The following is a 26078-nucleotide window of genomic DNA, read 5'->3' on the forward strand; positions in this document are numbered from 1 at the left end:
CTTACCGTACAGGCGTTGCGGCCGACATTTGAAAACCGATGGACACCAGTTCCGGACAGGTTCCGGGCAGCATCATAACTGCTCCCTCACCTAGCTGATAATCTGCCTCAAACAGCATTTCCCGATAGCTTTCAGGAAGTACAGAAGACATATTACGCAATTTCACAGCATGTTCATCCTGTAACGGCGTATTATGCGTAAGACCTTTCCAGCGGCGGGGGTCCTGAATAGGCGTTTCCAAAAGTCTGTCCGATAAAAATATATTTTCCACCAGTACATTGCCGTCCGGTACACTCATGCTCATAATACGCTTCGCAATCGGTTCCGGATCATCACCTGTGGAAACACCATCTGTCATATGACAAACCAAAGGAGCAGGACAATCCTGCATCCCCGGCAGCTCCGCCTGTAAAATACGTTCGGCTTGCAAGAAAGCTTTTGCCGAATCTGAAAACCGTTTGGGTGTCAAATCGGGCAACGAGCCAATCGCCGCAATTTCATCAATCCCCTTCACACCGTTGAGCAGATCATATACGTCGTCACTATAGGCCAAAATCGCAATCCGGTAGCGTGCAGTCAGCCGATTCCCTTTAGTCGAACGGAAAACCATCTGCCGGATCGCCAGTGATATGGCTTCATAGACCACATCAATTCGCCGCCGCCCCTCCATGAGCATGTTCATTGACGCGCTAATGTCAATCAGGTAAATGATCAGGGCGGGGGTACGCTGAGAAGCCTGTATGGTATAATTCATCGTTTGCACACGCTCCCCTCAGTTACCTTTTATCATCTTGTGCCACTTCATTCAAGATATGAAAATATGAAAATATAAAAAAATTAAATTTTAGGCAGTCTAAAATTCGTATCGCTTAAAAAGTTATAGATAGAGGAAGCCCGATACCCGACTTCGCCTACCGAACGATAATAGGAAGAATTACTTTCGTACAATGCTCTAAAACGATTGGCAAAACCCTTCGCCTTCGCCGTGCTTCCGCCCTCCTGAGAGGCATAAGCCTTGTTATACAGGGAAATAAGCTGGAGAACATTCTGTTTGTTACTTGCATGAATTGATGCTTTTTGCTTTTGCTCCGTCTCTGCCGCCGCCTTACGTGCTGCCTCTTCCTGCGCTGCGCGGGCAGCCTGGTTCTTCTTCCAAGCCAAATATGTTTCGTACTTCGCCTGCTGATCATACGCTTTCTGCTTTGCCAGCTTGGCGGCCGCCTGCTTGTTTTGTTCCTTTTGAGCAAGGTAGGCTTCATATTTGACCTGCTGAGCTACAAGGGTCTGTTGTTTTTTCTGCTCTTCCTGCTGCTTTTGGGCAGCAAGAGCCTGTTGTTTGGCCTGCTGCCCAGCTTCCTGCCGTTGCTTCTCCGTCAGTGCCTTTTGAGAAGCCTCCTGCTCGGCAGCCAGCTTCGCTTCCGCCGCCTTTGCGGCTTCTTCCTGCTTGGCTGCCTCGATTTGCCGCTGATTGGACTGATCCGCCAGAATATTCACGGCTGGGATGCCAACAGCCAGCAGAACGACAGCCGCCGCCGTTGTCACAATGAACTTTTTGGAGCGGTACCAGGCTGCTGATTTTTCCGGCTGCTCAGGCGGCTTGGGATTCAACTGCTCCTCTAGCCCCATAATGGCAGCCGATACCTCCACATGCAGAGGGCTGCCGTCTTCTACAAAATGATACAACGACCGATATACCTCCAGGGCCGCGGCAGGCTTGTTTTGCTTCTCCAGTTCACGCGCCTGCCGGAACAGCTTGTCCGTCACCCCACGCTCTCCTTGCTCCTTGACCGCCTGGCTCAGTATCGCAGCTTGTTCCGCTTGGAGCGGTGCAACCAAGGAGGGTACAGCTTCCCCGGACTCGCCAGTAGCTAATGCTGCTGCCTCTGTCGCCTCGGGTTCCACCGTCTTTACTTCAACAGGAATCTCTTGCTCGGTAAGTGCATTGAGTACAACCAGCCATTCACCAAAGGTAGGGCAACTGCTCAGATCCTGACTATCCCAGGCACGGCTAAACAGCTCCACCACTTTGCTTCCCCAACGGGCTTCCAGCGACTTGCGTAAAATATAATAACGTTCGCAAGGCGTCTGCATTTCATGCTGGTCAAAATAACTTTCGCCCCACGCTTTATCGACCACCACACGGTCTGACCATCCCAGCATTTCGCCGATAATAATGGCCCCTGCAAAACGATCCGCATACGCGCTCCATAATCCGCTGTGAACGGTACGGTGCGCAGCATACCCCGGCGAACCCGCCAGTAGAGCATCCGGACGATCCATTTTGGTACTGTACATTTGTTCCACATCGACCAATTCTACAGCTGATGTGCCTTCAGGCAGTTCCACTTCAGAAAAAAACGGAAGCATGACATTCGGCGCAGATAAATCACAGTGCGCTAGTCCTTTTTGCTCCATAGCTGAACCGATCCCTGCCAGCGCCCGGGCCAAAGCCAGACAATCGGAAGCCTCAAGCTGCTGCTGAGCTGTGAGACAATCGAACCATGTCGTCCCATGAATCCATGGCATCAGCACTGCATACAACAAATCAGGCTGCTCGGCGATCAGACTTCCGTTTCTTTCTGGAGTGAGCACATCACGCTTGCATACCTGCAAACCGGGAATATCCCCGTACGCTTCCATATGCTCAGATTGATAAACCATAGCCGGGATACGGAACTTTGGAAAAAACACTTTAAGGGCTTTAGCCTCATGCGGCGCTCCGCTTTTGGCATTCAGCTGGTATACGATCCCCTGCCGCCCTGCTTGAGCATAAGCCAAACCGGGTGCAACAGGATGTCGCCCAATCACATAGGCTGTGCCGTTTATGATCAATTCGTCTCCCGGATTCGGTTGAAAAGACATGGAACATCCCTCTCCTTACATCGTTCAGTATGCTAGTTTCCTCACCCTATTATATCAATCTATGGATGGCAAGAAAACCGGGTGTCCGAAGATCGCCCGGTTTTTCCTGATAACCACTATACCAATGTACAGACCATAAGAAATGGTTCAACCATATTGCTTCTTCATAGAGTGGTATATTATAAGGTGATGCTTATCACGCATCTTACTTCGTTTGGTCAACAGTACGGAATTTGTTAGCGATAGCCGTCAGTTCCTGGCTGATGCTGTTCAAAGTCGTTACGAAAGCTTGCATTTGTTTGCTGGCTTCCTGAAACTCTTGAAAGAAGCGTTGTTTGGTCATACCTTCCCATTGACCTTCCATACCTGAGATGGATTGTGTCAAGCTGGAAACGATCTGCTGGCTTTGTTCACCGCTTTGTTTAAATTGGTTAGCTACCTGATCGACCTGTTCCGGGGTAATTAAAATACGTCCTGCCATATTATGAATCCTCCTTGATGATAACTAAATGTTTTGTTTAACTGGTTCAAATTGTACTATGTTTATTTAATTTCCTACAAAAGGCGAAGGTCCTAATTGTATTAACCCCACTTTTTGACTATAAAACAGCACCTAACAGCATAATACCAATAGAATAAGCACCCAATAAGTCCCAAGGAATCAGGATTCTATGAACTGAATGTATAGGAACCTCACATCTAAACATGAGAGTCCCGGGAATCTACTAAGCGACAGGCTGATCCCTAACTATAGCCGGGTCAGCAAAGTACCATTCCTGAGGGTTGCTGGAAGTTGCCTGCTTCAAAATATCCTGATTCAGTGTACCTGCATCCGACGACTGTACACCAGCAATGGCATGCACGACAGACAGCGGGTCCGAAATCGGACCGCTTCCTTCCGAAGGTTGCCCGGGCAAAATAGACGGTGACTGCTGATTCGACCAATCCAGCATCGTGACTGGCCGTCCTAATGGTTGGCTGGCAAATGACAGAATCGTATGATAGTTGTGGTCAACAGACTGAAACTGTTCTGCCTTTCGATTCAGTTGTGTACCTGATGTATGGAGATAAGCATGAATCTGCTCCGACATCCGTTTGGCCTGCATCCAATGATTCAAGACCGACTCACGCGCAGATACATCCCAATCAAGCGATTGTAACGCCTGCTCCAACCCTACTGTTAACTGTTGAATTTGCTCCGCCGCATGCTGTAGCTGCCCGCTAAGCCCCCGAAGCACATCCGGTTCAACTCGAATGCGCATATCCATCACCCTTCTTCTGTCACTTCTTCTGTCACTGCCGACTGTCTCAACCAATTCAATAATAAATCCACAAACTGATCTCTTGATGCCATGGCTGCAATAAGCCAATCTCCGTTGCCATTAGAGCTCATACGAAATATCCAGTTCATCGTTGGACACAGGACAAAGGCAACCCGCTGTGATTCCCACTCCCTGCCGTTCCAGACCAGTAATTGCAGTTCTCCTTCGGCTATACGGGAACTCAATGACTGGGCAAGTCTCGCAGAACCTTCTGCATCTCCGCTCGCCTCGGTCAGTTTGCTGTTAAGCTGAGAAACACTGTCTCCTGCAGATTGCTTGTAAATTTCATTAAATGCCTGCTTGGAGAACATAAGTGCGGGAGATTCAGGCACGAGCCGATCTACCCAGCCCATTTTATCAATCAATGTCTCGCAAGCCTTCTCCACATTACCCAGATCATACAGGCGGTACTCATCGGGTTCATCAACGGATTTTACTAGCTCCACGACACGCTCGTTCGTGCAATGGAGGTAACCTTCGAACTGCTTGCCGCCCCGCGCATAGCGTATGCGGCAAGCCCGGTTAGATAATCCCGCGATAGCAACCCTCGAAAAAACGGTAGGGGGCATTGCCAACTCAGTACCCTCATCTACTCGCTTTAGATAACCCTTTTCCAGAAGAGAGGCTTTTACCTGCTCCCACTCTTCCGCCAACTCTTCTGCCAGATAGCCCTTAAACGGATCTTCCACTCCAAGCAGCCTGTCAGAACCCAACACGCCTGCCAGGAAAAACAGTTCCTTCGACTTGAGGGTTATTAACTTCTGCTTGGAAGCTTGAAACGTTAACATTATGAGCCACCTCCCTTCAAACTACAACATGCCATCGGTCACGAATTTTCGTTATCCAATCCTCACAGCTCACTTGCTCTGAGAAGGGAATTGCCGCTTTTACCCTGGTAAATTTGCGTCGTACGTAGTATCCCTGCCCAGGGGGCAGGACTTTTAGGCCACCAGCGGCGGCATTCGCTTCTGAATAGGGGATACGAAAGAACGATAAATCATTCGAATCCAGTGTTCCGAAAAGCATGCCGCTTTGACTTGCCTTAACATCATTAAACCAGTCCACGCCAAAGGTTGGGAAATCAGATGGCACGCCCGACAGCACGACATGCACATTGCGATCACGTCCCAACCGCACAATGGCAGAAAGCTGATCCTTTATCGTAAAATCGTTCAATTGCTTGCTTAGCATATCCGCATCATCAATGACCAGCAGCAATTCGGGATCATTTCCGTCCTTGTTCCTCTGTTGAACGATATCATACATTTGCTGTACCAAAGGTCCAAGCTCTTCCTCGCTTTCAGCAGCAGCCTTGACATGAGGAAGATGTCGCAATCGGGATAATCCCCCGCCTCCATAGCGGGTATCAACCGTATAGACTTCCAATTGACTCGGCGATGTGTAATAAGCCAGCGAAATGATCCAGCTCATGAGGAAAGAGGTTTTCCCTCCCTCCATAGGACTGCCCACGATAAAATTAGGACCTTCCTTGAGATTCAGTAAGAAAGGCTCCAGATCGTCGCTCTGTAGCCCTACAGGCACCTCATAAGGAAGCGCGCCCGAAGGCCCACTCGTCCCGTCCCACTGCTGAAGCAGTTCCGTCAACGGGATTCGCTCGGGCAACGGAAGAATGGCTGGGGCGTTTTTGCCCTTCCATTCCTGTACGATGCCCGCGATATTGCGGCGCAACCGTGCTGAACGTTCCGTTTCATCTTCTCCGGGTGAAGGCAACGCCGCCTGGAACTCCAGCGGCGGGATATGCCCTTTAACCAAAGCCCGGCCCGGGATTAGAGGCCCTGGTGTTTTGGCTGGTCGTCCTACCGCATAATAATAATCACTCGGGTCAGACATTTCAAAAGAAACGGCGTTCGGAATATTACTGCGGAACTTCTCAAACACATCAGTAATCCGATTCGCTGTAATGATAAATGTAATGCCGAGACTGCCACCTTCACGCAAAAGAGATTCCAGCAGCTCATTTTCATCTGGATAAGCATTACGGAAATTAAGGTAGCCGTCAATGACTACGATAATTTGCGGCACATCCTCAACAGCAGAATGTCGATAAGAGCTTATCGTTTTGACACCAGCTTCGGAGATCATGTCCTTGCGTACAGCCACCAGCTTGAACAGATAACGGAACAACCGCTTGATCCGGTCGTCCTCCTCTGCCATCATAACAGCACCGATCTGGGGGAGTTCCCCAAAGTCACGCATCGTTCGACCCATATCAATGATATAACCGTTCCAACGGTTGGCATGAAAGCGTTGAGCCATCGACATCAGCATTGTCTGCAAAAAGGTCGTTTTACCCATGCCCGGCATACCGTACACTGCCCAATGACCATGATCCAGTGATGCATAAATCGGCTCCTGTCGCTGGTTCGGCAAATCATCAACCAAGCCCATGACCGCCTTCAGCTCTTGAGGCGATGTTGGACTGCCCGTTTCGGCGCATGGAGACAAATTAGTCAAATCCAGCAATTCAGGCAGCGGTGGAAGCCACGGCCCCTGAAGCCGTTCGATCCCTGCCTTGGCAGCTTCTTCTGCAATATAATCAATGATTATCTGGAGCTGTTTGGGAGCTTCTTCTCCTTTTAAGCCTGAGCTTGCCCGTTCGCCGCCAGTCAGCAGCGCTTCACGCTTGCCGTTCAGTCTAACCTCGTGCACAGGAAGTGCGGAAGAAATATCGCTGTTGCCTACATACGGCGCACCGCTCCAGGCAAACTGCATCTCTTCAAAAACCTCATCACTACCGACCTGAAAATACCCTCGTCCCGGCTTCGTGATCCACGCGGCATTCGGTATTTTCAACATATCACGGCTGTCGCCTTCGCTCTGCACCCGTAAGCAGATACGGAATCTGGAGTTACTCCAGATTTTATCGTCCACCACGCCAGCAGGCTTTTGAGTCGCCAAAATCAGATGGACACCCAATGTCCGCCCAATGGCGGCAATACTGATCAGCTCATCCATGAACTCAGGCTGATCCCGTTTTAATTGTGCAAATTCATCAATAATAATAACCAGATGAGGCAGCGGTTGTGCGTGCCGCTGCCGAAGCAATCTGTAATATTCATCAATATGCTGCAAATTGCCTGCATCGTTTAATATTTTTTGTCGGCGAACCAGTTCTGCTTTTAATGAAATTTTGGCGCGTTCGATCAGGTTATTATCCAAATTCGTAATCGTGCCTACTACATGAGGCAAATTAACGAACGTATTGGACATGCCGCCGCCCTTGTAGTCAATCAGCATAAATGCAAGATCATGCGGGTGAAACTCAGCAGCAAGGGAGGCTACGATAGACTGAATAACCTCACTTTTCCCCGAACCTGTCGTACCTGCGATCAAGCCGTGGGGACCGTGTCCCTGGCGCTCGATTTTATCATGCAGATTAATCATGATCTTCTTGCCGCCTGCCCGCACTCCCATAGGCACAGGCAAGGTATCAGGATGACGATTACGACGCCAACGCTCTGTCACGTCCAGTTCTTCCACACCCGCTACGCTCATCATATCGAACAGAGGCAGCATAGAGGGAATATCCGAAGCCGAGGAACGCTTCAAGCGAATAGGAGCCATATATCGTGCCAATGCATCTGCTTCCTCTCTCGACAGACGATCCGGTTTAAAGCTTTGCTGTTCAACCTCCGGTGACTCGGATTTGCGAGCATATACGCCTTGGTCCCTGGAAGCCTCCACGATTAGCTGACACTGCATCGGCAAAGCTTCCTTACGGGAAGCCAGCACGATGGTACACGCATCAATTGCCCGTCCGTCCTCCAACAGCAACGGAAGCAGCGGTTCTTCCTCAATTAGCTGGCTATCTGATAAAACAACCACATAACACGGGATTTCCATCCCTTTTCCATTACGTTCGTTGCGGTTGTTTTTACGGCGGTTCAATCTGGCAAACAGAAAGTCGGCCAATTGATGGGCACTGCTGCTGCGGTCTGACATCATCCGTCCGGTTCTGTCATCGTCCCACACATGCGGAAGCCAACGCATCCAATTCCATTCATTTTCTTCCCGCTCATCATAAAAGGAAGCTATTTTCACTTCATCCGGCGAGTGACGAACAGCCACCTGTGCCAGAATCACTCTTAATGCTGCCAGAGTGTGCTCTCGCTCTCCAACCAGCCCAACCACCTTGGATTGGAACAGCGGTAATGCAATGGACGCAGCGTCCACCAGACGAAACTCTTCCCCAAGTTCATCTGCAGCCCCTAACAATGGGTCTCGGTCATAGCCGTCCGGACGCGGGATTTGCAGCTTGATATGAAACGGAACTTGTCCGGTTCCAATACGCACTTGCAAAAAATCCTCGTCCTCCGGCGAACGCTCCCAGAGAGAGCTGTTACGGTTTTTGACGATTTGAGCACAAATTTGCGGGTCACCGTGAATTTCATACAGCGTGCGAATTTGCTCTTCGCGTTTCAATTCAAGCTCTTCCCGATGCTTCTGAAGCTGTTCCCGGTACATCCGGTCACGTTCTTCCAGCTTGCGCTTGTATTCCTTCTTATTGTTCAAATATACGAAAAAAGGAATGGTATAGGATGTAAGCATCATGACCACAGTAACCATCTGAAACATCAGATAGTTACTGTTGCCCATCTTGCCTGTTTTGCTCATATATACGTAAAAACCAATCGTTACCAACGTCATCATTAACGGAATAAGTATAGATATAATGGAAAAAGACGGCTTGCTCGGCTCAGCCGGAGGCCGTAAAATCTCCAGCTTCTCCTCTCGGAGCGCCGGTCTTAATCTCGGGGAGCGCTGGTATAATACATTCAAGACAAAAGTCCCCCTTTTCGCTTACTATTTCATTTTACCAAGGTTTCATATAATTTCATGTGTGTATTTACCCATTTTTTTCACTTTGAAACAGCGAACGACGTCCATATACAGGAGCTTCGTCCCGGGTTGTCGAAAAAGCGCGCTGAATACGCACCGTACAGCCTTCCCGCAGACCCGCTCCTATCAGCAGTTGGTCGTCATCCACTCTGAACCAAAGACCCTCCGGGAATTTTGCTTCCATAATATATTGCATTCCTTCCGCAGGAGGCTCACCAAAAATACGCACACCCAGCATCAGCTTCAAATGATCCACCAAGTATTCATCAGCCACCTCGATGTCAAACCACTCTGTTTCCTGTCGTCCCGAAAGCACGGTCAGGATCATCTGTCATCCCTCCCGATCCTTAATATATACAGTAAAGCTCACACAAACAGCCTATTTTCTATAGAAATATGGCTATCGTAACTGTAGCATCCGCCTATTAGACTGTCAATTTGTTACAAACTACCCACTCGAGCTATCAAATCACGACTTTAGTTGTATTTTTATATCTTAAAAGAGTCATATGAATCAATATGTTATACTTTCACAGTTTTGCAGTATTCGCATATACGCCATTTTGTCGATGGATTAGAAGCAAATTTGATTGTTTGTAGAGTATTGTGAACACTTTGTAAATTTTTCAGACCTTTATGTTTTTATAAGGTGTTTTTAAGGTAATTTTAAGAAACGGGCACTACAATAAAGCCATGAAATAACTCAAGCGAGGTGATTTTGTGAGAACATTAATTACATTTCAAAACAAACGTATTCCCGTATACTTCAACCAAGAAAACAAACAACCTGTACAAAAAACATTAAAACTTCTAAGCAACACTTTGGAGAACAAAATCTCCAGAGGCAAGCGTGCCCTTCAAAAATGTCTTAACTCTTTGATCAGTATAGAAATTGTCGGTTGTGAAGCCATCCTGCATAGCGTTAGTGAAAATGATTCATTGGCACTGTCCCTCTACTAAGAGGGACTTTTTTTGTTCCGAAATCATAGCAAAAAAGAGAGAGTGACTAAGCACTCTCTCCGTATTAGCAGCTTTGAAACATGATACATGTAACTAGCCGAGCCTATCATTTTATAACAATCTGCTTATATTTCTTTTGCGATAACCTTTTTTGCCGCCTCGTTCCAACTTCTGCGCCTTCTCAATTCGTATTCTAAACAGTTCCAGTAAATTAGCGCGTGTATGCTCTTCCCGGCAGTTGTCCAGCTTTTTCAGGATAAAACGGTCAATGGACATATGACTCAGGCTCCTTTACAACATGCTGCCCCTGCTTTCCAAGGGGATGATCAGGCTATCCATTTTTAACCATTCTGCTTGTAGTTTAAACAAATAGGCACCCTGTTGGATAAAACAGGCTGGATTACATAACCTTTAAAAAGGGTAAATACATAAAGTTTCAAAGGATTGACCGCTTTAAATCTGGAAGCTATGAACAAGGAGCGAGCAGAAACTATGGAAAAGCACAGATTGGCTAAAATAGGCTGGATATTTTTATACACTTTGTTGTTGCTGACAATTCTGTCTGCATGTAGCAGGGAAAAAGCCTCTACCCGCAGTATGGCCCAACATGAGGCTGAGGCCCGCGCCTACACTGTTACCGGCAACCCAAACCAGAATACGTCCTCCCTGGATGAACGAGCTGCCAATCGCACCCCTGTACACCAACAAGGCAGCAGTTATGTCGAAATATCAGGCAACGTAAATATAGACAGAAAAACCGTAAAGGTCACAGGGCGCTCTAACCTCCCCGCCGGAGCGCGGATTAAGGGTAATCTCGCGGTCAAAAACTCCCTGCTCACCGGGTACACGGACGAAGCAACTGTTCAAAAGGACGGAAGCTTTGTACTTCGTGTGCAACGGCCAGGCATACAGGGCAGCATGGATCTGACGGTTTTGTTCCGTCCGGCTGACCAAGACGACCCGATACGCAATCTTTACGGCAGCGGTGGTGAGAAATTGGAAGGCCCCTATGTATATCAATACGAAGAAAAGGAACAGCTTCGGCAAGAAGTCCGAATTGGCGCGGAGTTTGATCCTGAGCAGGAACAAAGCACCCCGCTGGTTAAGCCTGTCTGGAACAAACCAAAGGATTACGGTAGCCCCAAAGTGTGGATCAAGCCGGATGTGAAGCAGGAAGGCAACTATTATCATGTATATGCGCGCAGTAATTTGCTGGAAGGATCAGATGTCAAGCTCACTATTGATTTCCCGGGACGCTGGCAGTTCGGCTATGATGATCAAACCAGAGTCATGCCTGACGGCTCTTTCAGCATGAGGGTCAAAAAACCGAGCCTGGCTAATCGTTACACCATGGTTATCATTTTCGAGCCTAATGAAGACATGTGGGCGAATGCGAAACGAGTGTATGGAGCAAGCGGAGAGCATCTTTCCGGCACGCTAGTTAAATCCGCAGACGACAAAGAGGGCTCCAAACGGATTGAAGCCCGTATCCCTATTCAACCCAAATCATAATTGGACAGCACATGGCTTGCAGGGTAGTGTAACTTGTCGGTCACTAAGGCAGTATGGTGACCGGCGTGCCGATGCTCACCTTTTCCTGAAGCTCCAGCACATCCTTGTTCTGCATACGTATGCAACCATGCGACACCAGCTTGCCAATGGACCAAGGCGCATTGGTGCCGTGGATGCCATAATGCGGCTTGGACAGCCCCATCCAGAACGCTCCAAAGGGGCCGCCGGGATTGGGCTGTTTATTGATGATGGTAAATTGTCCGTGCGGTGTCTGTGTAGCGATTTTACCGATACCGACCGGATAACTAAGTACAGTCTGATCGCCATCTTTTAAATACAGACGACGATCCGACAAACTCACCACGATACTATAATTCGGCATATACTCACCCCTCTACAGGATATGCCGACCACACCGCAGATTCTCCTGTGACTTTTACAAATAACCTTTCTTCATCTCACCACTCCACATCACGTCTCCAGCCACTTCGATTACCGACTCGGCCCTGATTTGTGCTTGAACGTTGATCCTTTTTCCGCCGATCTGCTTCTTTACGTGCCTGATACTCCAGCTCCCGCTGCATTTTGCGATAGTTGTTCACTCTGGATTCAGATAGCTCACCACGCTGCACAGCTTCCTCTACCGCACATCCCGCTTCTCCCTGATGCTTGCAATCTGCAAAACGGCAATTTTGTGCCATTTCAGTAATATCCGCGAAGGTATTGGCGACTCCGGTGGAATCATCCCACAGATTCAATTCACGCATTCCCGGCGTATCCAGCAGAACGGCTTGCTTCAATATGGGGAACAACTGTCGGTGGGTGGTCGTATGACGCCCTCGACTGTCCTCTTCCCTCACATCCTGTGTAAGCTGAATTTCGGCCCCGGACAGCCAGTTCACAATCGTTGATTTGCCGCTGCCGGATGAGCCTGTTAAGGCAACTGTACGCCCGGGTTGAAGAAACGCCTCCAGTTGCTCTCTCCCTTCGTTCTGCAAGGCAGAAATAACGATGACTGGCACACCGGGGGCCACCCCCTCCGCTTCGGCCACCCGCTCTTCCACATCGGGACAAAGATCGCTTTTGCTCAACACAACGACCGGATCGACCCCACTGTTCCACGCCATAATTAGATACCGTTCCAGCCTGCGCACATTAAAATCGTGATTCAGCGCATTGACGAGAAAGAGCGTATCTACATTTGTCGCAATCAATTGCTCCTTCGTCTCAAAGCCCGCAGCCTGCCGGGATATCCGACTTTTACGTGGCAGCACGGCATGAATGACTGTATCAGAGACTCCATCTGGCACGGTGACAGCCACCCAATCCCCCACAGCCGGCATTTCTGCCGGATCGACGATAGCATGTCTCAGCTTGCCGGAAGCAGCTCCCCAGCGTTCTCCATCCATAGTCATAAGCTTTACTTTTTGACCATAATCGGCAATCAGACGGGCAGGGCGTACCTGTGTATTTTCTGCTCGTTCTTCAAAGCTTTGTTTCCATTGATCCCAAAAGCCGTTCCAGTAATCAGACCAGCCGTATTCATGTATACTCATTGTTTTCCTCCTGTGAATCATCGTTTATTGCTGATGTTTAAAGTTGATGTTTTTTTATTTTCGTGCTATTCGGTTTATAAATGTTCTCTCCCGCGAGCAAACAACGCAAAAAATCCGCAGGGAAACCCCTGCGGAGGGTGTATGATTCAGGCCGAGGCTATCCCAAGACCCTAATCATAAAAAAATCCGCAGGGAATCACTCCCTGCGGATTTCATCGGTTCTACTGCTCAACCGAATGCCATGTAAAAACTATACTTATTTCATATAGTCTTCAACTATGCATCATCCGTGCGGGAGACAACGTCATACTGCTGCTGAACCAATCCATTCATGTTCGTACGCATATAACATCGCCTCCTCCTAAAATTTCCTTAATCATACAAGTCCACAATTCGTCTGTCAAGTTTGCCGCAAACCTTTTTTTAAATCTTTTCAAGTTTCTTTTAGCGCACTTGATCCCAGCGCGTCCACATCTCACGTGGATTCAATTCATACATTTCACGTTCCCTGTACATAAATTGATGCATAATCAGCTCACGCCGAATTGTCGCAAAATCCTCATGATACTGCTTAATCCACTCGTTTAGCTCACGTTCAGGATACACGCGGCCCGGCTCCAGCTTTTCTGCCAGCATTTGAAGCACGATCAGCTTTTTCTTGTATTGCGAGGGAATTTGACGTAGCTTGCCGTCCTTGGAAAAAAAATTACGCAAGACTGTCGCTTCCAGCGTTTCATTAACCTCTGACATTTCTTCCTCCCCCTCTCCTTTTTCAAAAATAAACCGCACTGTCGCCTCGGCATGCTGCCTGATCAGTTCAGGATTTAGTGTGAAATATACCGTATTCTTATCACGCCGCTCCTTGATTAACCCGGCCTCACGAAGCTTGGAAGCATGATGCGTGACAGTCGGTTGGGATAAATTCAGTTTTTCCGCCAACGCCTGACCATGCATCTCTCCACGTGACAAGAGCAGTAATATACGCATACGCGTAGGATCAGCAAGCGCTTTATGATAGTTGACCATTTTATCCAGTTGCAACGTTAACGCCTCTTTTCATCACTAACTACTCTCCATATACTTTGCGTGAAAAATTAAATTCTACACATAACAATAGATATATATCTAATTATATGATTGTTAAAAATAGCTGTCAATCGTATCATTCTTTTACTTCTTTCTGAAAACGGCTGGATATTGTGTACGCATTGCGGTAGGATGATATTACTTGACTTTTGTGCAGAGATTGCATATATTCAATTGTTTCGCCTTTTCAAATTTTTATGAATTAGCGCTTTGAAACGTCTACCATACTACTGCAAAACAGGCGCAACAGACCAATATAACGGGAGGTTCATCGAGATGCACGACGTAGTCATTATCGGAGGCGGGCCTTGCGGGCTGTCCGCTGCAATCGAATGCAGCCGCAGAGGCTTGCAAACTGTCATTATCGAAAAAAGTAACATTGTTCACTCCATTTTTCTGTACCCGACGAACATGCAGTTTTTCAGCACGGCTGAACTGCTGGAAATTGGCGATGTTCCGTTCAGTACGCCTAATGACAAGCCTTACCGTCATGAAGCACTGGCGTATTACCGCAAGGTAGCTGCACATTATAACCTGAACATCCGTCATTATGAGGAAGCAAAAACGATCACACGACAGGATGATACTACATTTACTGTACATACGGTGAGCAAGCAGGGAATAGCCAAAACGTATTCGTCACGCTATGTCGTCGTGGCTACAGGATATTTTGATCATCCGAACTATTTGGGCATTCCCGGGGAACAATTAGATAAAGTTACTCATTATTTCAGTGAAGCCCATCCCTATACCGGCACGCGGGTCGCAATCATCGGCGGCAGCAATTCTGCGGTGGATGCAGCGATGGAACTCGTACGTGTCGGGGCTACCATTGACATGGTGTATCGCCGAACCGAACTGTCTGAATACATTAAGCCGTGGGTTCGCCCACTGTTCGACAGCATGGTACAAAAAGGAAAAATTACGCTCCATCTGGGCGCGCGCATCACTGAAGTTCATCCGGATTATGTAGTGGTCACCCCGTTGGAGGCAGAAGCTTTCCGGCTCGAAAATGATTTTGTACTGGCGCTGACCGGGTTTCACCCGGAACGGAAGCTACTGGAGTCTGTAGGGGTCCACATGGCTGAGGGTCTGGACAAACCGGAATATGACCCTTCCACGATGGAGACCAATATACCGGGTATATATGTGGCGGGTGTCATCGCTTCTGGCAGCAATGCCAATGAGGTGTTCATTGAAACAGGCCGCTGGCACGGTCGCCAAATCGCTGAACATATTCAAAGCTAAATGAACTAAGGAGAACACATATATGGATTACAGTTCACTCATCCTGCTGGTACTGGCTGGTCTTGGAATTGTCAGCGGCAACTCCACCGTCACCATTGCCATGGTCGTACTACTGCTACTTCGGGTAACCCATTTTCATACTGCTTTCCCCTGGCTTGAAAAGTATGGATTGACGATCGGGATCATCATTCTAACCATTGGTGTGATGACCCCACTGGCCAGCGGTAAAATCAGCATTAGCCAGGTGATGGAGTCCTTCCTTCACTGGAAGTCGCTGCTCGCTATTGCTATTGGCATCCTGGTAGCCTACCTTGGCGGCCGCGGAGTAACCCTGATGTCCGGACAGCCCATCATTGTGACGGGTTTGCTTATTGGAACCGTGATTGGTGTGGCCTTCTTCAAAGGCGTTCCTGTAGGACCGCTCATCGCCGCCGGGCTGCTATCGCTGTTAATCGGACGCACCTAGACTTCCTCGCTTATCCTTCGTCTGGCGCTGGCAGATGCTGTCTATAAAAAAACGTATTTGACCAGCAGCAGACATAAGATTGAAAAAGGCAGTCAACGCAAAAGACGAATGAACCTGAGCAATCTGCATGACGGACTGAATTCAGTCCCGCTTTGTGTTATACTCTTATCGCATAATTTGGTAAATGCAGGAGGCTTGACCGATGTCCCGACAATTTGTAACGGAAGCTGTAATGGTTGCCATATATGGCCAACTGCTTACAACTCCCGCCCCTGTGGAATATATAGTGCCTTACACGTCGCTGCTGGAGCTATACGAATTTCAGGATAGCACGGAACCGCTCATGGATAATCCTGCGGACGATCAGCATGTGAAGCGAAAGGTAAGCGAACTGATCAGCTATTTTGAGGAACCTTTGAATCAGAAAAAAATCCGGCGCGCGCTTCAGATGCCCTGGGCCAAAAGCTTGCCTATCCTGTTCGACGCTAACACCACACTGATCGTCATTAATGCCGTCGATACTGCGCATTACGGAGAATATTTTGATCCAATCGAGACCGAACTGGTGCTAACAGCCCAGCGTGAAGAATTACCCATTTTGACAGATCAACTGGACTGGATTCATCGCATTATTGAAGCTTCCGTACCTGTACATGTGTACGACATTGACGATTTTGATTTTGCGGTGGATGGTCCGATGCTTAACAACCCTTAACATACAGCACACGCGCCCCAAGGACAACAAAACGGCGGAGTATCACACACAGGTTTAATCCCCTGTCATGCGATATTCCGCCGTTTTTTCATGACCCTAAACGGTTCACCTGCTCGCTATTTCTAACGTTAGAGCATTAAGACTGCTCTTCCTCGGCATACGTGTAAATAATGTCGTCATGTTCCTCCAGATACTTTACTTCCAGATGATGACCCTTCAAATACCAATAATCCTGGTCCTCCATATAAAACGTGATGCCAGCCGCTTCATGTTGTAGTACAGGGTGCTGCGGAGGCTCTACGGCAATTCCCAGAGAGAAGCCTGGATGTAACCCACCGCCAGAACTATAGCGGGCAAAAAAACGGATGGTATCTCCACGGTTCAGACCAAGCTCCTTGATGTACCACTGTGCCGCTGGTTCAGTTACCTGTATGCTCATTCGTTATGCTCATCTCCTTGTACAATTACGTCCTGTTAACTATATCATAGTATTCTTTAGAATGACCACCAACCGCCCCTTGCTCAAATGAAAATCTCCAGCGAGCGATATACATTTTTTTGAAAAAGGTTTGACAATTCGCAAAAGACGGTGTTAAGATTCAACCATACGAGATCCATTTTGAAATTAATTACCAATTTGAACGATTACTCATGTTCAGAATGAATCCAATTCGAAGAAGAAAGGAGTGTTACCGGTGCTAAACATTCATCTCGCCTTTTACCCAACTCTACAAACACAACAACTTCATACCGGAGCATCTCCCTTGACGCATCCTTCGGAATTGGGCCATTCACGTTGTATGGTTTAATACGAGTGGCTGCCTGCGTTTGAGCAGTTTTTCAGTGGTGAGTGTGCTGAAAATACCTGCGCGCCATATGATATTGAGATTTAAGGCATATCGTCTGCGGACGGTATGCCTTTTTTGCGCCTGTTACCGGATTGAAGCTAGTGGTAGCAAGCCGTTATTGTTTATTCAAAATGGTACGACAACTCTCGCATGAGCTTTTCATGAAAGGATGGGATTCCTCTTGTTTTCGGTACTCAAAAATTTAAGCTGGTTTTTTAAAAGAGAACGAAGCCGGTACTCGATTGGGCTGTTTTTGCTGATAGCCGTTGGCGTGCTGGAGCTTGCTCCGCCTCGGCTGCTAGGTAGCGCTATTGATGAGATCGTACGCGGTTCAATTTCATGGTCCTCGCTCTGGCATTATATTTTTTATATTTTAGGCATTCTTGCCGTCATCTACTACATTACGTACATATGGATGCACAAGCTGTTTGGTGGTGCCAATCTGGTGGAGCGCCTGTTGCGCACACGCTTTATGAACCATCTGCTGCGGATGACACCTCCATTTTTTGAACGCAATCGTACTGGTGACCTGATGGCTCGTGCTACGAACGACCTTCGCTCCGTCGCTAGTACTGCGGGCTTTGGCATGCTGACGCTAACTGACTCTACAGTTTACCTGAGCGTCGTGCTGGTCGCCATGGGCACCCTGATTAGCTGGAAGCTGACGCTGGCGGCGGTTCTGCCCCTTCCTTTTATCGCGCTGGCAATGAGCATTTACGGTAAAGCCGTTCACGAGCGTTACACGCTGGCACAGGATGCATTTGGCGATATGAACGACCAAGTGCTGGAATCCGTGGCAGGTATCCGGGTCATTCGCGCCTATGTACAGGAACGAATGGATGAAAAACGGTTCGCCGATATTACCGATGACGTATTTCGCAAAAATCTGGCGGTCGCCCGAATGGATGCTCTCTTCGAACCGACGATCCGCTTATGCGTAGGACTTAGCTATGTGATCGGACTTGGCTATGGTATTTATCTGGTATTTCATAACGATATCACGCTGGGTGAACTGGTATCCTTTAACATGTATCTGGGGATGATGATTTGGCCGATGTTTGCCATTGGCGAGCTGATCAACATTATGCAGCGCGGTAGCGCTTCCCTCGATCGGGTGAACGAAACTCTCCATGTGGAGCCGGACGTACAAGATGCAGCTCAGCCTGTAACGGTTAACCACCCCGAGTCCATTACGATGAAAGATGTTACCTTCCGCTACCCAACCTCATCTGTTGACAATCTGTTACATGTGAATTTGGAGCTGAAACGTGGAGAAACGCTAGGTGTCGTCGGCCGAACAGGCAGCGGGAAATCCACCCTGCTCAAACAGCTACTGCATGAATACCCGACGGGTAGCGGTGACATTTTAATCTCTGGCACTCGGCTGGAGGACATCGCTGTTGAACAACTGCACAGCTGGATCGGCTACGTGCCACAGGAGCAAATTCTGTTCTCCAAATCAGTGCGTGAGAACATTCAGTTCGGTAAACCGCGTGCAGGTGATGACGACATCATGGAAGCAATCCGTACCGCAGCCTTCGATCAGGATTTAGGCACCTTGTCTGATGGACTGGATACACTCGTCGGAGAAAAAGGCATTGCCCTGTCCGGCGGCCAGAAGCAACGTGTTTCGCTGGCACGCGCCTTTATCGGCGATCCTGATATTCTGGTGCTAGACGATGCACTGTCCGCGGTTGATGCTCGAACAGAAGCACGTATTATTGATAATATCCGGCGTAAACGCTCGGGTAAAACAACTCTGATCTCCACTCACCGTCTCTCGGCTGTAGAACATGCAGACCGGATCGTCGTGCTGGAGCAAGGACGCATTATTGAGGAAGGAACCCACAACGAGCTGCTTCAGACGGACGGATGGTACCGTCAACAGTATGAACGACAGCAAGTGGAATCTGTTCTGACCTCAGGGGAGGTATCCTAATGAAACCCAATATCGGCAAAAGGCTATTCCAGTATGCCCTGACGAGCAAAGCGGGCTTTATCGCCGCACTCATCGCGTTGGCTATCGGGGTAGCCGCTGAGCTGGCCGGACCCTTCATCGCCAAAACGATGATCGACGACCATATGCTCGCTATTGAAAAACCATTTTACGAGACAACTAGTGTGGACGGTACCGTAAGTTATGCCGGAACCCATTTTAAGCGTGAAGACCGCTTTGAGGCCGGGGAGCCCAAAGGGCGCGAAGCAAGGATTTTACAAGTTGGGAAATCCTTCGTATTTATTGATGGCTCGGTGCAGGTGGCTGACGGTAACCGCTCCTTTGCGAACGGCACGCTGACGGTGACACGCGGCTCCGACACCTTTCGCTATGATGCCAAGGCTTTGACAGCCGATGAGCTATATAGCTTTTACAAGCCGGAAATGCCCGGTATCTTTCAACTGATTGGCTGGTATTGCTTTTTTCTGGTCATTTCGATCTTTGCTGAATTTGGCAAAACCTACTGGCTGCAATCCTCGGCCAACAAGGTTATTCAAAAGCTTCGGCTTGACCTCTATGCACACATTCAACGGTTGCCAGTTTACTTTTTTGACAATCTGCCCGCAGGTAAGGTCGTATCCCGTGTTACAAATGACACAGAAGCGGTAAAAGATTTATTCGTGGCCGTACTGTCGAACTTCACTTCAGGTATTGTGACGATGGCCGGGGTATATGTCGCACTCTTTTTGCTGGACTTCAGACTGGGTCTGATCTCTCTGTTCATTGTACCGCTACTGATCTTGTGGATTGTACTGTACCGCAAAGTCGCCACCCGCTTTAATACGATCATTCGGTCCCGGCTCAGTGAGATTAATGCAATTATCAACGAATCTATTCAAGGGATGTCCATTATTCGCGTGTTCCGGCACCAGAAACAAACGCAACATGAGTTTGAAGAACTGAACGATGATTATATGAAGCATCAGAATAAAATGCTGAATTTGAACGCCTTCACTTCACACAATCTGGTTAATGTGCTGAGAAATCTTGCCTTTGCCGTCGTGTTGTGGTATTTCGGAGCCGAGGCGCTTGGCACGACTGGCAGTGCTGTATCACTAGGCGTACTATACGCCTTCGTCGATGTACTGGGACGACTGTTCCAACCGATGACTGGTATGGTCAACCAGCTTGCGGTGCTGGATGCTTCAATCGTATCCTCGGGGCGGGTATTTGAACTGATGGATGAAACCGGAGAACAGGTAACAGACGGCACGATGCCGCGTTACAAAGGTCTGGTGGAGTTCGACGACGTAACCTTTGCCTACAAAAAGGATGCTGTCCTTAAACATATTTCCTTTACTGCACATCCCGGCCAAACGGTTGCTCTCGTCGGACATACCGGATCAGGCAAAAGCTCGATTATTAACCTGCTGTTCCGGTTTTATGATCCGCAAAAAGGAACGATCACCATTGACGGAACCTCTGTCAAGGACATTCCGAAGCAGTGGCTACGCCATCATATGGGAATCGTTCTTCAAGATCCATATTTGTTTACAGGTACAGTAGCCTCCAATGTCAGTCTGGGAGATAGCCGGATTACCAGAGAACAGGTGAACAAAGCACTGTGTGATGTTGGGGCTGACAAACTGCTGGCCCACTTGCCACAAGGCTTTGACGAGCCAGTGATCGAAAAAGGAAGTACTTTATCAGCCGGGCAGCGTCAGCTCATTTCCTTCGCCCGCGCGTTGGCCTTTGATCCGGCGATTCTGATTCTCGATGAAGCTACTGCCAATATTGACACTGAAACCGAGGCGCTTATCCAATCTGCGCTGGAGGTGCTCAAGAAAGGGCGTACTACCTTCATCATTGCTCACCGTCTGTCAACCATCCGCAGTGCGGACCAAATTCTGGTGCTGCATCGGGGTGAGATTGTCGAACGCGGTAACCATGACGAACTCATGGCTCAGGGCGGTCGTTACTTCCAGATGTATCAGCTCCAGTCAGGAACAGCGGGAACAGATACAAATGCATCCTCTACTGCATCGTCGGAACAGAAAGCTTTGCTTGCAGAGCAAACTGTTGTTGCAGCAGGAGCTGCGACTTCTGGAAAAGCCGATACCCGAGCAAGTACCAGCTCCTTGCAAAAACCGGGCACAGGTCAAAACGGACCTGGCTTGGCTGGAGGAAGCGCATAAAGCAAGCCCACAAAGCATGCATAAAAAAACAGCAAGTCTCCGGATAAATACAATGGAGGCTTGCTGTTTTACTTTTTTCTAAACACATGCTTCGTGTGTAGGCTACAACTATTATTGGGCTACCGAGGTGCCTGGTCCTGTAGGAGGAAAAACGGTTCCCTCTACTGCCTTTATCGTAACTTTGTACTTGCTGTCCACCAGGGTACTGGTGTGGGTATCCGTAATGACCTGGATATTCATTTCCCCCGGCTTTGGACTTGTCAACTTGTAGTAAATCACTGCATTGGCGTCATCTACATAGTCGATATGATCCACTTCAATACCGTAACCGGGATTGGGTGCCTGGAACCGGGTTAATGTTACCTTATTCTGTTGGTCATTCACCTTCTCTACACTCATACTAATACCATTTTGCTGGCCCGGATCTGAAGGCTCAGCCGGATTTTCTGGAGTAGATTCTATCGGTTTATGATTTTGCACAAATTCGGATGCATTATAGACCATCTCTGCTGCCTCCATTCGGGTTACCTTACGGTCCGGACTAAAGTTGCTCTTTTTATCTAATTTTGCAATTTTGGTCAACAGCAGGAACTGAACCCCTTCGCTTGAATCTTGGTCCAGCTTCTTACCATCCGCCACATTAATGTACATGCGGACTGTTGGATATTCTCCGGTTGCACTAACCGCTTTGTACAGTATATTCGCGAATTGTTCTCTTGTCATCTGAGTGCTTGGATCAATATCCGGTGACAAAGGAATTTGGTGTTGAGCCGCAATCCGGTAAGACTTGGCGTACCATGCCGAAGACGGAATATTTGCGAAGGAACCCGTCGTGAAATCCGGCATAACCTGAAGATCCATCGCATTAACGACCAAATGCACCCCTTGTGCATACGTAAGTGATTGATCAGGCGCAAACTTATCCTTGGTAATGCCCTGAATAATCCCTCTGTTCTGAAGCGAACTTACAATCTTCTCCTGCTCGGTTCCTTTTATATCACGAAAAGCAGAAGCTGACGTAGCCACTGCCAACGAACAGATCACGAGCAAAGCTGCTGTCACGCTTTTGTTTTTTTTCATGAGATGCACCTCCATATTTACTATATTTCTTCTATACTTATCGACGCAATACTATCAACAAATGTTTCAGATACTCAAAAATTGATTGTAAAAAAAGCTTACGATACTTACAGTTAGTGTAACCCGTTTAACTCTTTTCTGCTCACGTCCTAGGCTACATTCTAAGGATACTCACTTTGCGGGCATTTTTCCTCAGGCCATTTGGCTACATCCGATAGGGTGCTTTCAGACCAAGAATTTGCAGCGTATGTGCCAAAATATCAGCAGTTTGTTCAGCCAACTGAATGCGCCACGGCCCACCATCGACAATCCGTTCCTTGGCGTAAAAGCGGTTGAACGCCTGCGCCGTATCCAGCGCAAACCTCGCGATAACCGAAGGTTCCAGTTGCCGAGCCGCACGCACCAGTTGACCCTGATAACGAACCAGTTGCTTAAGCAGCGCCCAGCCTGCATCCCCCAGCATTTCATCTGATGTATACGTTGAATCAGGTGCATGACGTTCCCCGCGGGAACATCTATACTAGAACCAGCCAACGTACCAGTGCCAGCATGAGCTTTTTCCAAAAGACTGCGTATACGTGCATGTGTGTATTGTACATAAGGACCTGTCTCACCTTCAAAGGTTAACGCGTCTTCCAGTGAGAAATCTACTTCGTTCAGGCGGTTATTTTTTAAGTCGCCAAAAATGATCGCCCCGATGCCGACATCCTCGGCTATTTCCTGTTGATCCTGTAAATCGGGATTCTTCTGAGTGATGATAGATAGAGCGCGGGCTACCGCTTCATCCAGTACCTCTTCCAGCTTCACGACTTTGCCGCGTCTTGTGGACATTTTTTTACCTGCAAAACGCATCAGACCAAACGGCACGTGCTCACACTGCTCCGCCCACATCTCCCCTGCACGCTTTAGCACCTCAAACACTTGCCGGAAATGCAACTGCTGCTCTCCACCTACCACGTACAGCAACCGATCAGCTTTCATCACCTCATGACGATAGATCGCCGTAGCCAAATCCCGTGTCGGGTAGATGGTAGTCCCATCCTTTTTCAAGATCAGACAAGGCGGCAGTCCTTTATCCTCCAAACGCACCACAAGCGCACCTTCACTTTCTTCCAGCAAACCTTTCGTCCTTAATTGGGCAACAACTGCCTTCATTTTATCATTGTAAAAGCTCTCTCCCAGCACATGGTCGAATGTAATGTTCAGACGCTGATACATGCGATCAAATTCACGCAGGCTGACTTCAACAAAAAACTCCCATAGCCGCTGAGCCTCGGTATCTCCATGCTCCAGACGGCGGAACCATTCTCGACCTTCGTCCTCCAAAGACGGGTCATGCTCGACTTCCTCATGAAAACGCACGTACAGCTTCAGCGATTCCCCAATCGGATCCTGCTGTAGCTGCTCCTCATTTCCCCATCTTTTATAAGCCGCAATTTGCTTACCAAACTGTGTTCCCCAATCCCCCAGATGATTCACACTAACCGGAACAAACCCCGTTTCCCCGAGAATGCGGTACAGTGCAGCGCCGATGACAGTAGAGCGAAGATGACCGATACCAAACGGTTTGGCAATATTGGGTGAAGACATATCAATCACTACCCGCTGTCCGTGTCCGAGAACTGGCTTGAAAAATTCTGGTTTGTTTAATTCAGCCAGCATCAGTGGAATATGAACGGAACGCCCCAGTGTTATATTGACAAAGGCTCCTGATGCCGAAGCAGTCAGTCCTTCCTTACGGGTTATGGCCTCCGCCAGTTCCAACGCAATTTGCTGCGGAGCCTTCCTAAACTTTTTAGCCAGCAAAAAACAGGGAAACGCTACATCCCCCCATTCCGGTTGTGGCGGTACCTCCAATAAAGAGGAAATCTCCTTTTCCTCCAAGCCCGTATGGGCAGAAATAGCCTGAGTAGCGGTCGATAACAGCATGGTTTTCTCTCCTTTTTTTCATTAGAATCTAACAAAAAAAGCTCCCGCCTCTTGAATTATTCAAGAGACGAGAACTTTAATATCCCCGCGGTACCACTCTTCGTAAATCGGATTGTGCAATGAACTATGCATAATCGCCGATTTCACTCCAATGACAAATAACGGTGTCTGCCGGGCTGAACTACTAACGGAACTCCGTGTTGGAACAACCGTCTCCCGGGTGCGCTTCACGTTGGGCCTCATACCGGCTTCCACCTTTTCCGGCTCGCTGTAATGATATGGCTCCCCTGCTACTCTCCCGTTCCAAGACGTTAATTCCCATCATTATACAAACCTATCCTGTAGAAAGCAATGTTTTATTTTCTGTTCAGGCGCTGACTCGATTATATGTAATTACACAGCCACCATTTGGCGGCATGCCTGAACACAACGGCGGCAGGCTTCTGCACATTGCTTGCAATGCTCATGGGCGTGCTTACCGCATTCAGCAGCACATACTTCACAGGCTCTGGCACACAGCTCACAAATTTGCTCGGCAAATTCCGTTCCGCGTTCCAGCATTTGAGCGGCAAACCCGCATATTTCTGCACATTCCCGGCTCACTCGAATACACTCGCGCAGCATAGCCAAATCATATTCCTTCAAGCTCGCCACATAACTGACGTTGCAAGCGTTCATACATTCCAGGCAAGCATCCACGCATTGTTGGTATGAATGTTTCATAATACATTACCTCCCTGTTGTTGACCCTGCTGTATTATTACCCGCCGACAATTGAGATTAATCAACCGTTGTTCACGCTTTCATCAATGACCAAACAAAAAATCCTGACTTATGTAAGGAAGTGTACTATATTCCAACCCATCCGTGCAAGGGAATAAATCACACCGCTTCCTCGTGTCCACTATTGACTTGCATACCCGCGATCGTTCCTCTATTGTAAAAAAAGAGTATGTCTAACCATAGATTGAGGAGTGAGCATTGCAATGAATATATCTTCTGTAGAGGAGCATCGACTGGAGGCCCCGCAGCAGGTTAGCTGCATGGTTGTAACCGTCTCCGACACCCGTACCGTAGAGACAGATACCGGAGGACGCCTACTGATGGATTTGCTGGAAACGAACGGCTATCAGGTAGTCCGATATGTTATCGTCAAAGACGACTATGACGGCATCCGGCAGCTCGTATCCGAAGCCGCTGAACGCGATGACATTGAGGCCGTACTTTTGACAGGCGGCACCGGTATTTCCCCGCGTGATACCACATTTGAAGCCGTATCCTCTCTGCTGGATAAGGAACTGCCCGGATTCGGGGAAATCTTCCGTTATTTAAGCTTTGCTGAGGATATAGGTTCAGCAGCGATATTGAGTCGTGCTGTGGCTGGCACCGTGGGCCGGACAGCCGTATTTTCTATGCCAGGCTCGCGTGGAGCCGTCCGTTTGGCGATGGAGCGCATTATTATACCTGAGCTGCGGCATGTCATGAGGGAGATTTACAAATAAC

At 48.3% G+C, this 26078-nt stretch carries 22 protein-coding genes, 1 pseudogene and 1 other annotated feature; of the genes and pseudogenes, 8 read left to right on the top strand and 15 right to left on the bottom strand.

Translation table 11 applies throughout. From position 1 onward, the window contains the following. Position 1: 1 nt before the first annotated feature. The 7 genes from ASL14_RS00855 to ASL14_RS00885 all read right to left on the bottom strand — a co-directional run bounded on the left by ASL14_RS00855 (position 2) and on the right by ASL14_RS00885 (position 9372). Positions 2 to 754: a vWA domain-containing protein gene (locus ASL14_RS00855; protein ID WP_025685035.1), complete on the bottom strand. Its 753-nt coding sequence runs from the start codon at positions 752 to 754 to the stop codon at positions 2 to 4. Between the two features lie 83 nt (positions 755 to 837). Continuing rightward, a complete protein-coding gene (locus ASL14_RS00860) occupies positions 838 to 2862 on the bottom strand; it encodes a serine/threonine-protein kinase (RefSeq protein ID WP_134909997.1) in 2025 nt (674 codons plus the stop codon). Between the two features lie 205 nt (positions 2863 to 3067). Then, positions 3068 to 3343, bottom strand: a complete 276-nt coding sequence (locus ASL14_RS00865) for a WXG100 family type VII secretion target (RefSeq protein WP_013309990.1) — start codon at positions 3341 to 3343, stop codon at positions 3068 to 3070. Between the two features lie 244 nt (positions 3344 to 3587). Continuing rightward, positions 3588 to 4124: a WXG100 family type VII secretion target gene (locus ASL14_RS00870; RefSeq protein ID WP_134909999.1), complete on the bottom strand. Its 537-nt coding sequence runs from the start codon at positions 4122 to 4124 to the stop codon at positions 3588 to 3590. Positions 4125 to 4129: 5 nt separating this feature from the next. Further along, a complete protein-coding gene (locus tag ASL14_RS00875) occupies positions 4130 to 4972 on the bottom strand; it encodes a hypothetical protein (RefSeq protein WP_134910001.1) in 843 nt (280 codons plus the stop codon). A 16-nt stretch (positions 4973 to 4988) separates the two neighbouring features. Further along, the gene (gene essC, locus ASL14_RS00880; RefSeq protein WP_134910003.1) at positions 4989 to 8984 is read right to left on the bottom strand and encodes a type VII secretion protein EssC; all 3996 of its coding nucleotides are present in this window, start codon (positions 8982 to 8984) and stop codon (positions 4989 to 4991) included. A 67-nt stretch (positions 8985 to 9051) separates the two neighbouring features. Then, the gene (locus ASL14_RS00885) at positions 9052 to 9372 is read right to left on the bottom strand and encodes a hypothetical protein (protein WP_134910005.1); all 321 of its coding nucleotides are present in this window, start codon (positions 9370 to 9372) and stop codon (positions 9052 to 9054) included. Positions 9373 to 9764: 392 nt separating this feature from the next. Between ASL14_RS00885 and ASL14_RS27625 the strand changes: the two genes are divergently transcribed. Then, on the top strand, positions 9765 to 10004 hold the full coding sequence (locus tag ASL14_RS27625; RefSeq protein ID WP_081473730.1) for a hypothetical protein: 240 nt from the start codon (positions 9765 to 9767) through the stop codon (positions 10002 to 10004). Positions 10005 to 10115: 111 nt separating this feature from the next. On the opposite strand, the gene ASL14_RS27195 is transcribed toward ASL14_RS27625, so the two are convergent. Then, positions 10116 to 10280 carry a hypothetical protein gene (locus tag ASL14_RS27195; RefSeq protein ID WP_187644933.1) on the bottom strand — a complete coding sequence of 55 codons (165 nt, stop codon included), beginning with the start codon at positions 10278 to 10280 and terminating at the stop codon, positions 10116 to 10118. Between the two features lie 216 nt (positions 10281 to 10496). Here ASL14_RS27195 and ASL14_RS00895 point away from each other — a divergent pair, with 216 nt between their 5' ends. Further along, the gene (locus ASL14_RS00895) at positions 10497 to 11516 is read left to right on the top strand and encodes a flagellar motor protein MotB (RefSeq protein WP_223264158.1); all 1020 of its coding nucleotides are present in this window, start codon (positions 10497 to 10499) and stop codon (positions 11514 to 11516) included. Positions 11517 to 11559: 43 nt separating this feature from the next. Here the strand turns inward: ASL14_RS00895 and ASL14_RS00900 are convergent, their stop codons facing one another. From ASL14_RS00900 to ASL14_RS00910, 3 genes are all read right to left on the bottom strand, one after another. Beyond that, positions 11560 to 11898: a L,D-transpeptidase gene (locus tag ASL14_RS00900; RefSeq protein ID WP_134910006.1), complete on the bottom strand. Its 339-nt coding sequence runs from the start codon at positions 11896 to 11898 to the stop codon at positions 11560 to 11562. A 76-nt stretch (positions 11899 to 11974) separates the two neighbouring features. Continuing rightward, positions 11975 to 13072: a ribosome small subunit-dependent GTPase A gene (gene rsgA, locus ASL14_RS00905; protein ID WP_134910008.1), complete on the bottom strand. Its 1098-nt coding sequence runs from the start codon at positions 13070 to 13072 to the stop codon at positions 11975 to 11977. 444 nt (positions 13073 to 13516) lie between these two features. After that, on the bottom strand, positions 13517 to 14113 hold the full coding sequence (locus ASL14_RS00910; RefSeq protein WP_044644797.1) for a DUF2087 domain-containing protein: 597 nt from the start codon (positions 14111 to 14113) through the stop codon (positions 13517 to 13519). Positions 14114 to 14434: 321 nt separating this feature from the next. Here ASL14_RS00910 and ASL14_RS00915 point away from each other — a divergent pair, with 321 nt between their 5' ends. From ASL14_RS00915 to ASL14_RS00925, 3 genes are all read left to right on the top strand, one after another. Next, positions 14435 to 15406 carry a YpdA family putative bacillithiol disulfide reductase gene (locus ASL14_RS00915; protein ID WP_134910011.1) on the top strand — a complete coding sequence of 324 codons (972 nt, stop codon included), beginning with the start codon at positions 14435 to 14437 and terminating at the stop codon, positions 15404 to 15406. A gap of 22 nt (positions 15407 to 15428) precedes the next feature. Next, on the top strand, positions 15429 to 15872 hold the full coding sequence (locus tag ASL14_RS00920; RefSeq protein ID WP_134910013.1) for a DUF441 domain-containing protein: 444 nt from the start codon (positions 15429 to 15431) through the stop codon (positions 15870 to 15872). A gap of 202 nt (positions 15873 to 16074) precedes the next feature. Then, the gene (locus ASL14_RS00925) at positions 16075 to 16587 is read left to right on the top strand and encodes a hypothetical protein (RefSeq protein WP_044644800.1); all 513 of its coding nucleotides are present in this window, start codon (positions 16075 to 16077) and stop codon (positions 16585 to 16587) included. 136 nt (positions 16588 to 16723) lie between these two features. Here ASL14_RS00925 and ASL14_RS00930 read toward each other — a convergent pair whose 3' ends face one another. Next, a complete protein-coding gene (locus ASL14_RS00930; RefSeq protein ID WP_014281172.1) occupies positions 16724 to 17026 on the bottom strand; it encodes a HesB/YadR/YfhF family protein in 303 nt (100 codons plus the stop codon). Between the two features lie 590 nt (positions 17027 to 17616). Here ASL14_RS00930 and ASL14_RS00940 point away from each other — a divergent pair. Next, positions 17617 to 19374: an ABC transporter ATP-binding protein gene (locus ASL14_RS00940; protein ID WP_134910015.1), complete on the top strand. Its 1758-nt coding sequence runs from the start codon at positions 17617 to 17619 to the stop codon at positions 19372 to 19374. Next, positions 19374 to 21566: an ABC transporter ATP-binding protein gene (locus ASL14_RS00945; RefSeq protein WP_134910017.1), complete on the top strand. Its 2193-nt coding sequence runs from the start codon at positions 19374 to 19376 to the stop codon at positions 21564 to 21566. Before ASL14_RS00940 ends, ASL14_RS00945 begins: the two co-directional genes overlap by 1 nt. A 111-nt stretch (positions 21567 to 21677) precedes the next feature. Here the strand turns inward: ASL14_RS00945 and ASL14_RS00950 are convergent, their stop codons facing one another. The 3 genes and pseudogenes from ASL14_RS00950 to ASL14_RS00965 all read right to left on the bottom strand — a co-directional run bounded on the left by ASL14_RS00950 (position 21678) and on the right by ASL14_RS00965 (position 25298). Continuing rightward, positions 21678 to 22646 (bottom strand): S-layer homology domain-containing protein, encoded by a 969-nt coding sequence (locus ASL14_RS00950; protein ID WP_134910020.1) that lies wholly within the window; start codon positions 22644 to 22646, stop codon positions 21678 to 21680. A gap of 205 nt (positions 22647 to 22851) precedes the next feature. Continuing rightward, positions 22852 to 24575, bottom strand: a pseudogene (gene argS / locus ASL14_RS00955) (arginine--tRNA ligase). A gap of 60 nt (positions 24576 to 24635) precedes the next feature. Continuing rightward, positions 24636 to 24890 (bottom strand) — a binding site (T-box leader). A gap of 78 nt (positions 24891 to 24968) precedes the next feature. Continuing rightward, positions 24969 to 25298 carry a four-helix bundle copper-binding protein gene (locus ASL14_RS00965; protein ID WP_134910024.1) on the bottom strand — a complete coding sequence of 110 codons (330 nt, stop codon included), beginning with the start codon at positions 25296 to 25298 and terminating at the stop codon, positions 24969 to 24971. 263 nt (positions 25299 to 25561) lie between these two features. Here ASL14_RS00965 and ASL14_RS00970 point away from each other — a divergent pair, with 263 nt between their 5' ends. Further along, positions 25562 to 26077 (top strand): MogA/MoaB family molybdenum cofactor biosynthesis protein, encoded by a 516-nt coding sequence (locus ASL14_RS00970; RefSeq protein WP_134910027.1) that lies wholly within the window; start codon positions 25562 to 25564, stop codon positions 26075 to 26077. Position 26078 lies beyond the last annotated feature (1 nt).

This window comes from Paenibacillus sp. IHB B 3084, assembly GCF_001447315.1.
Lineage (GTDB): Bacteria > Bacillota > Bacilli > Paenibacillales > Paenibacillaceae > Paenibacillus.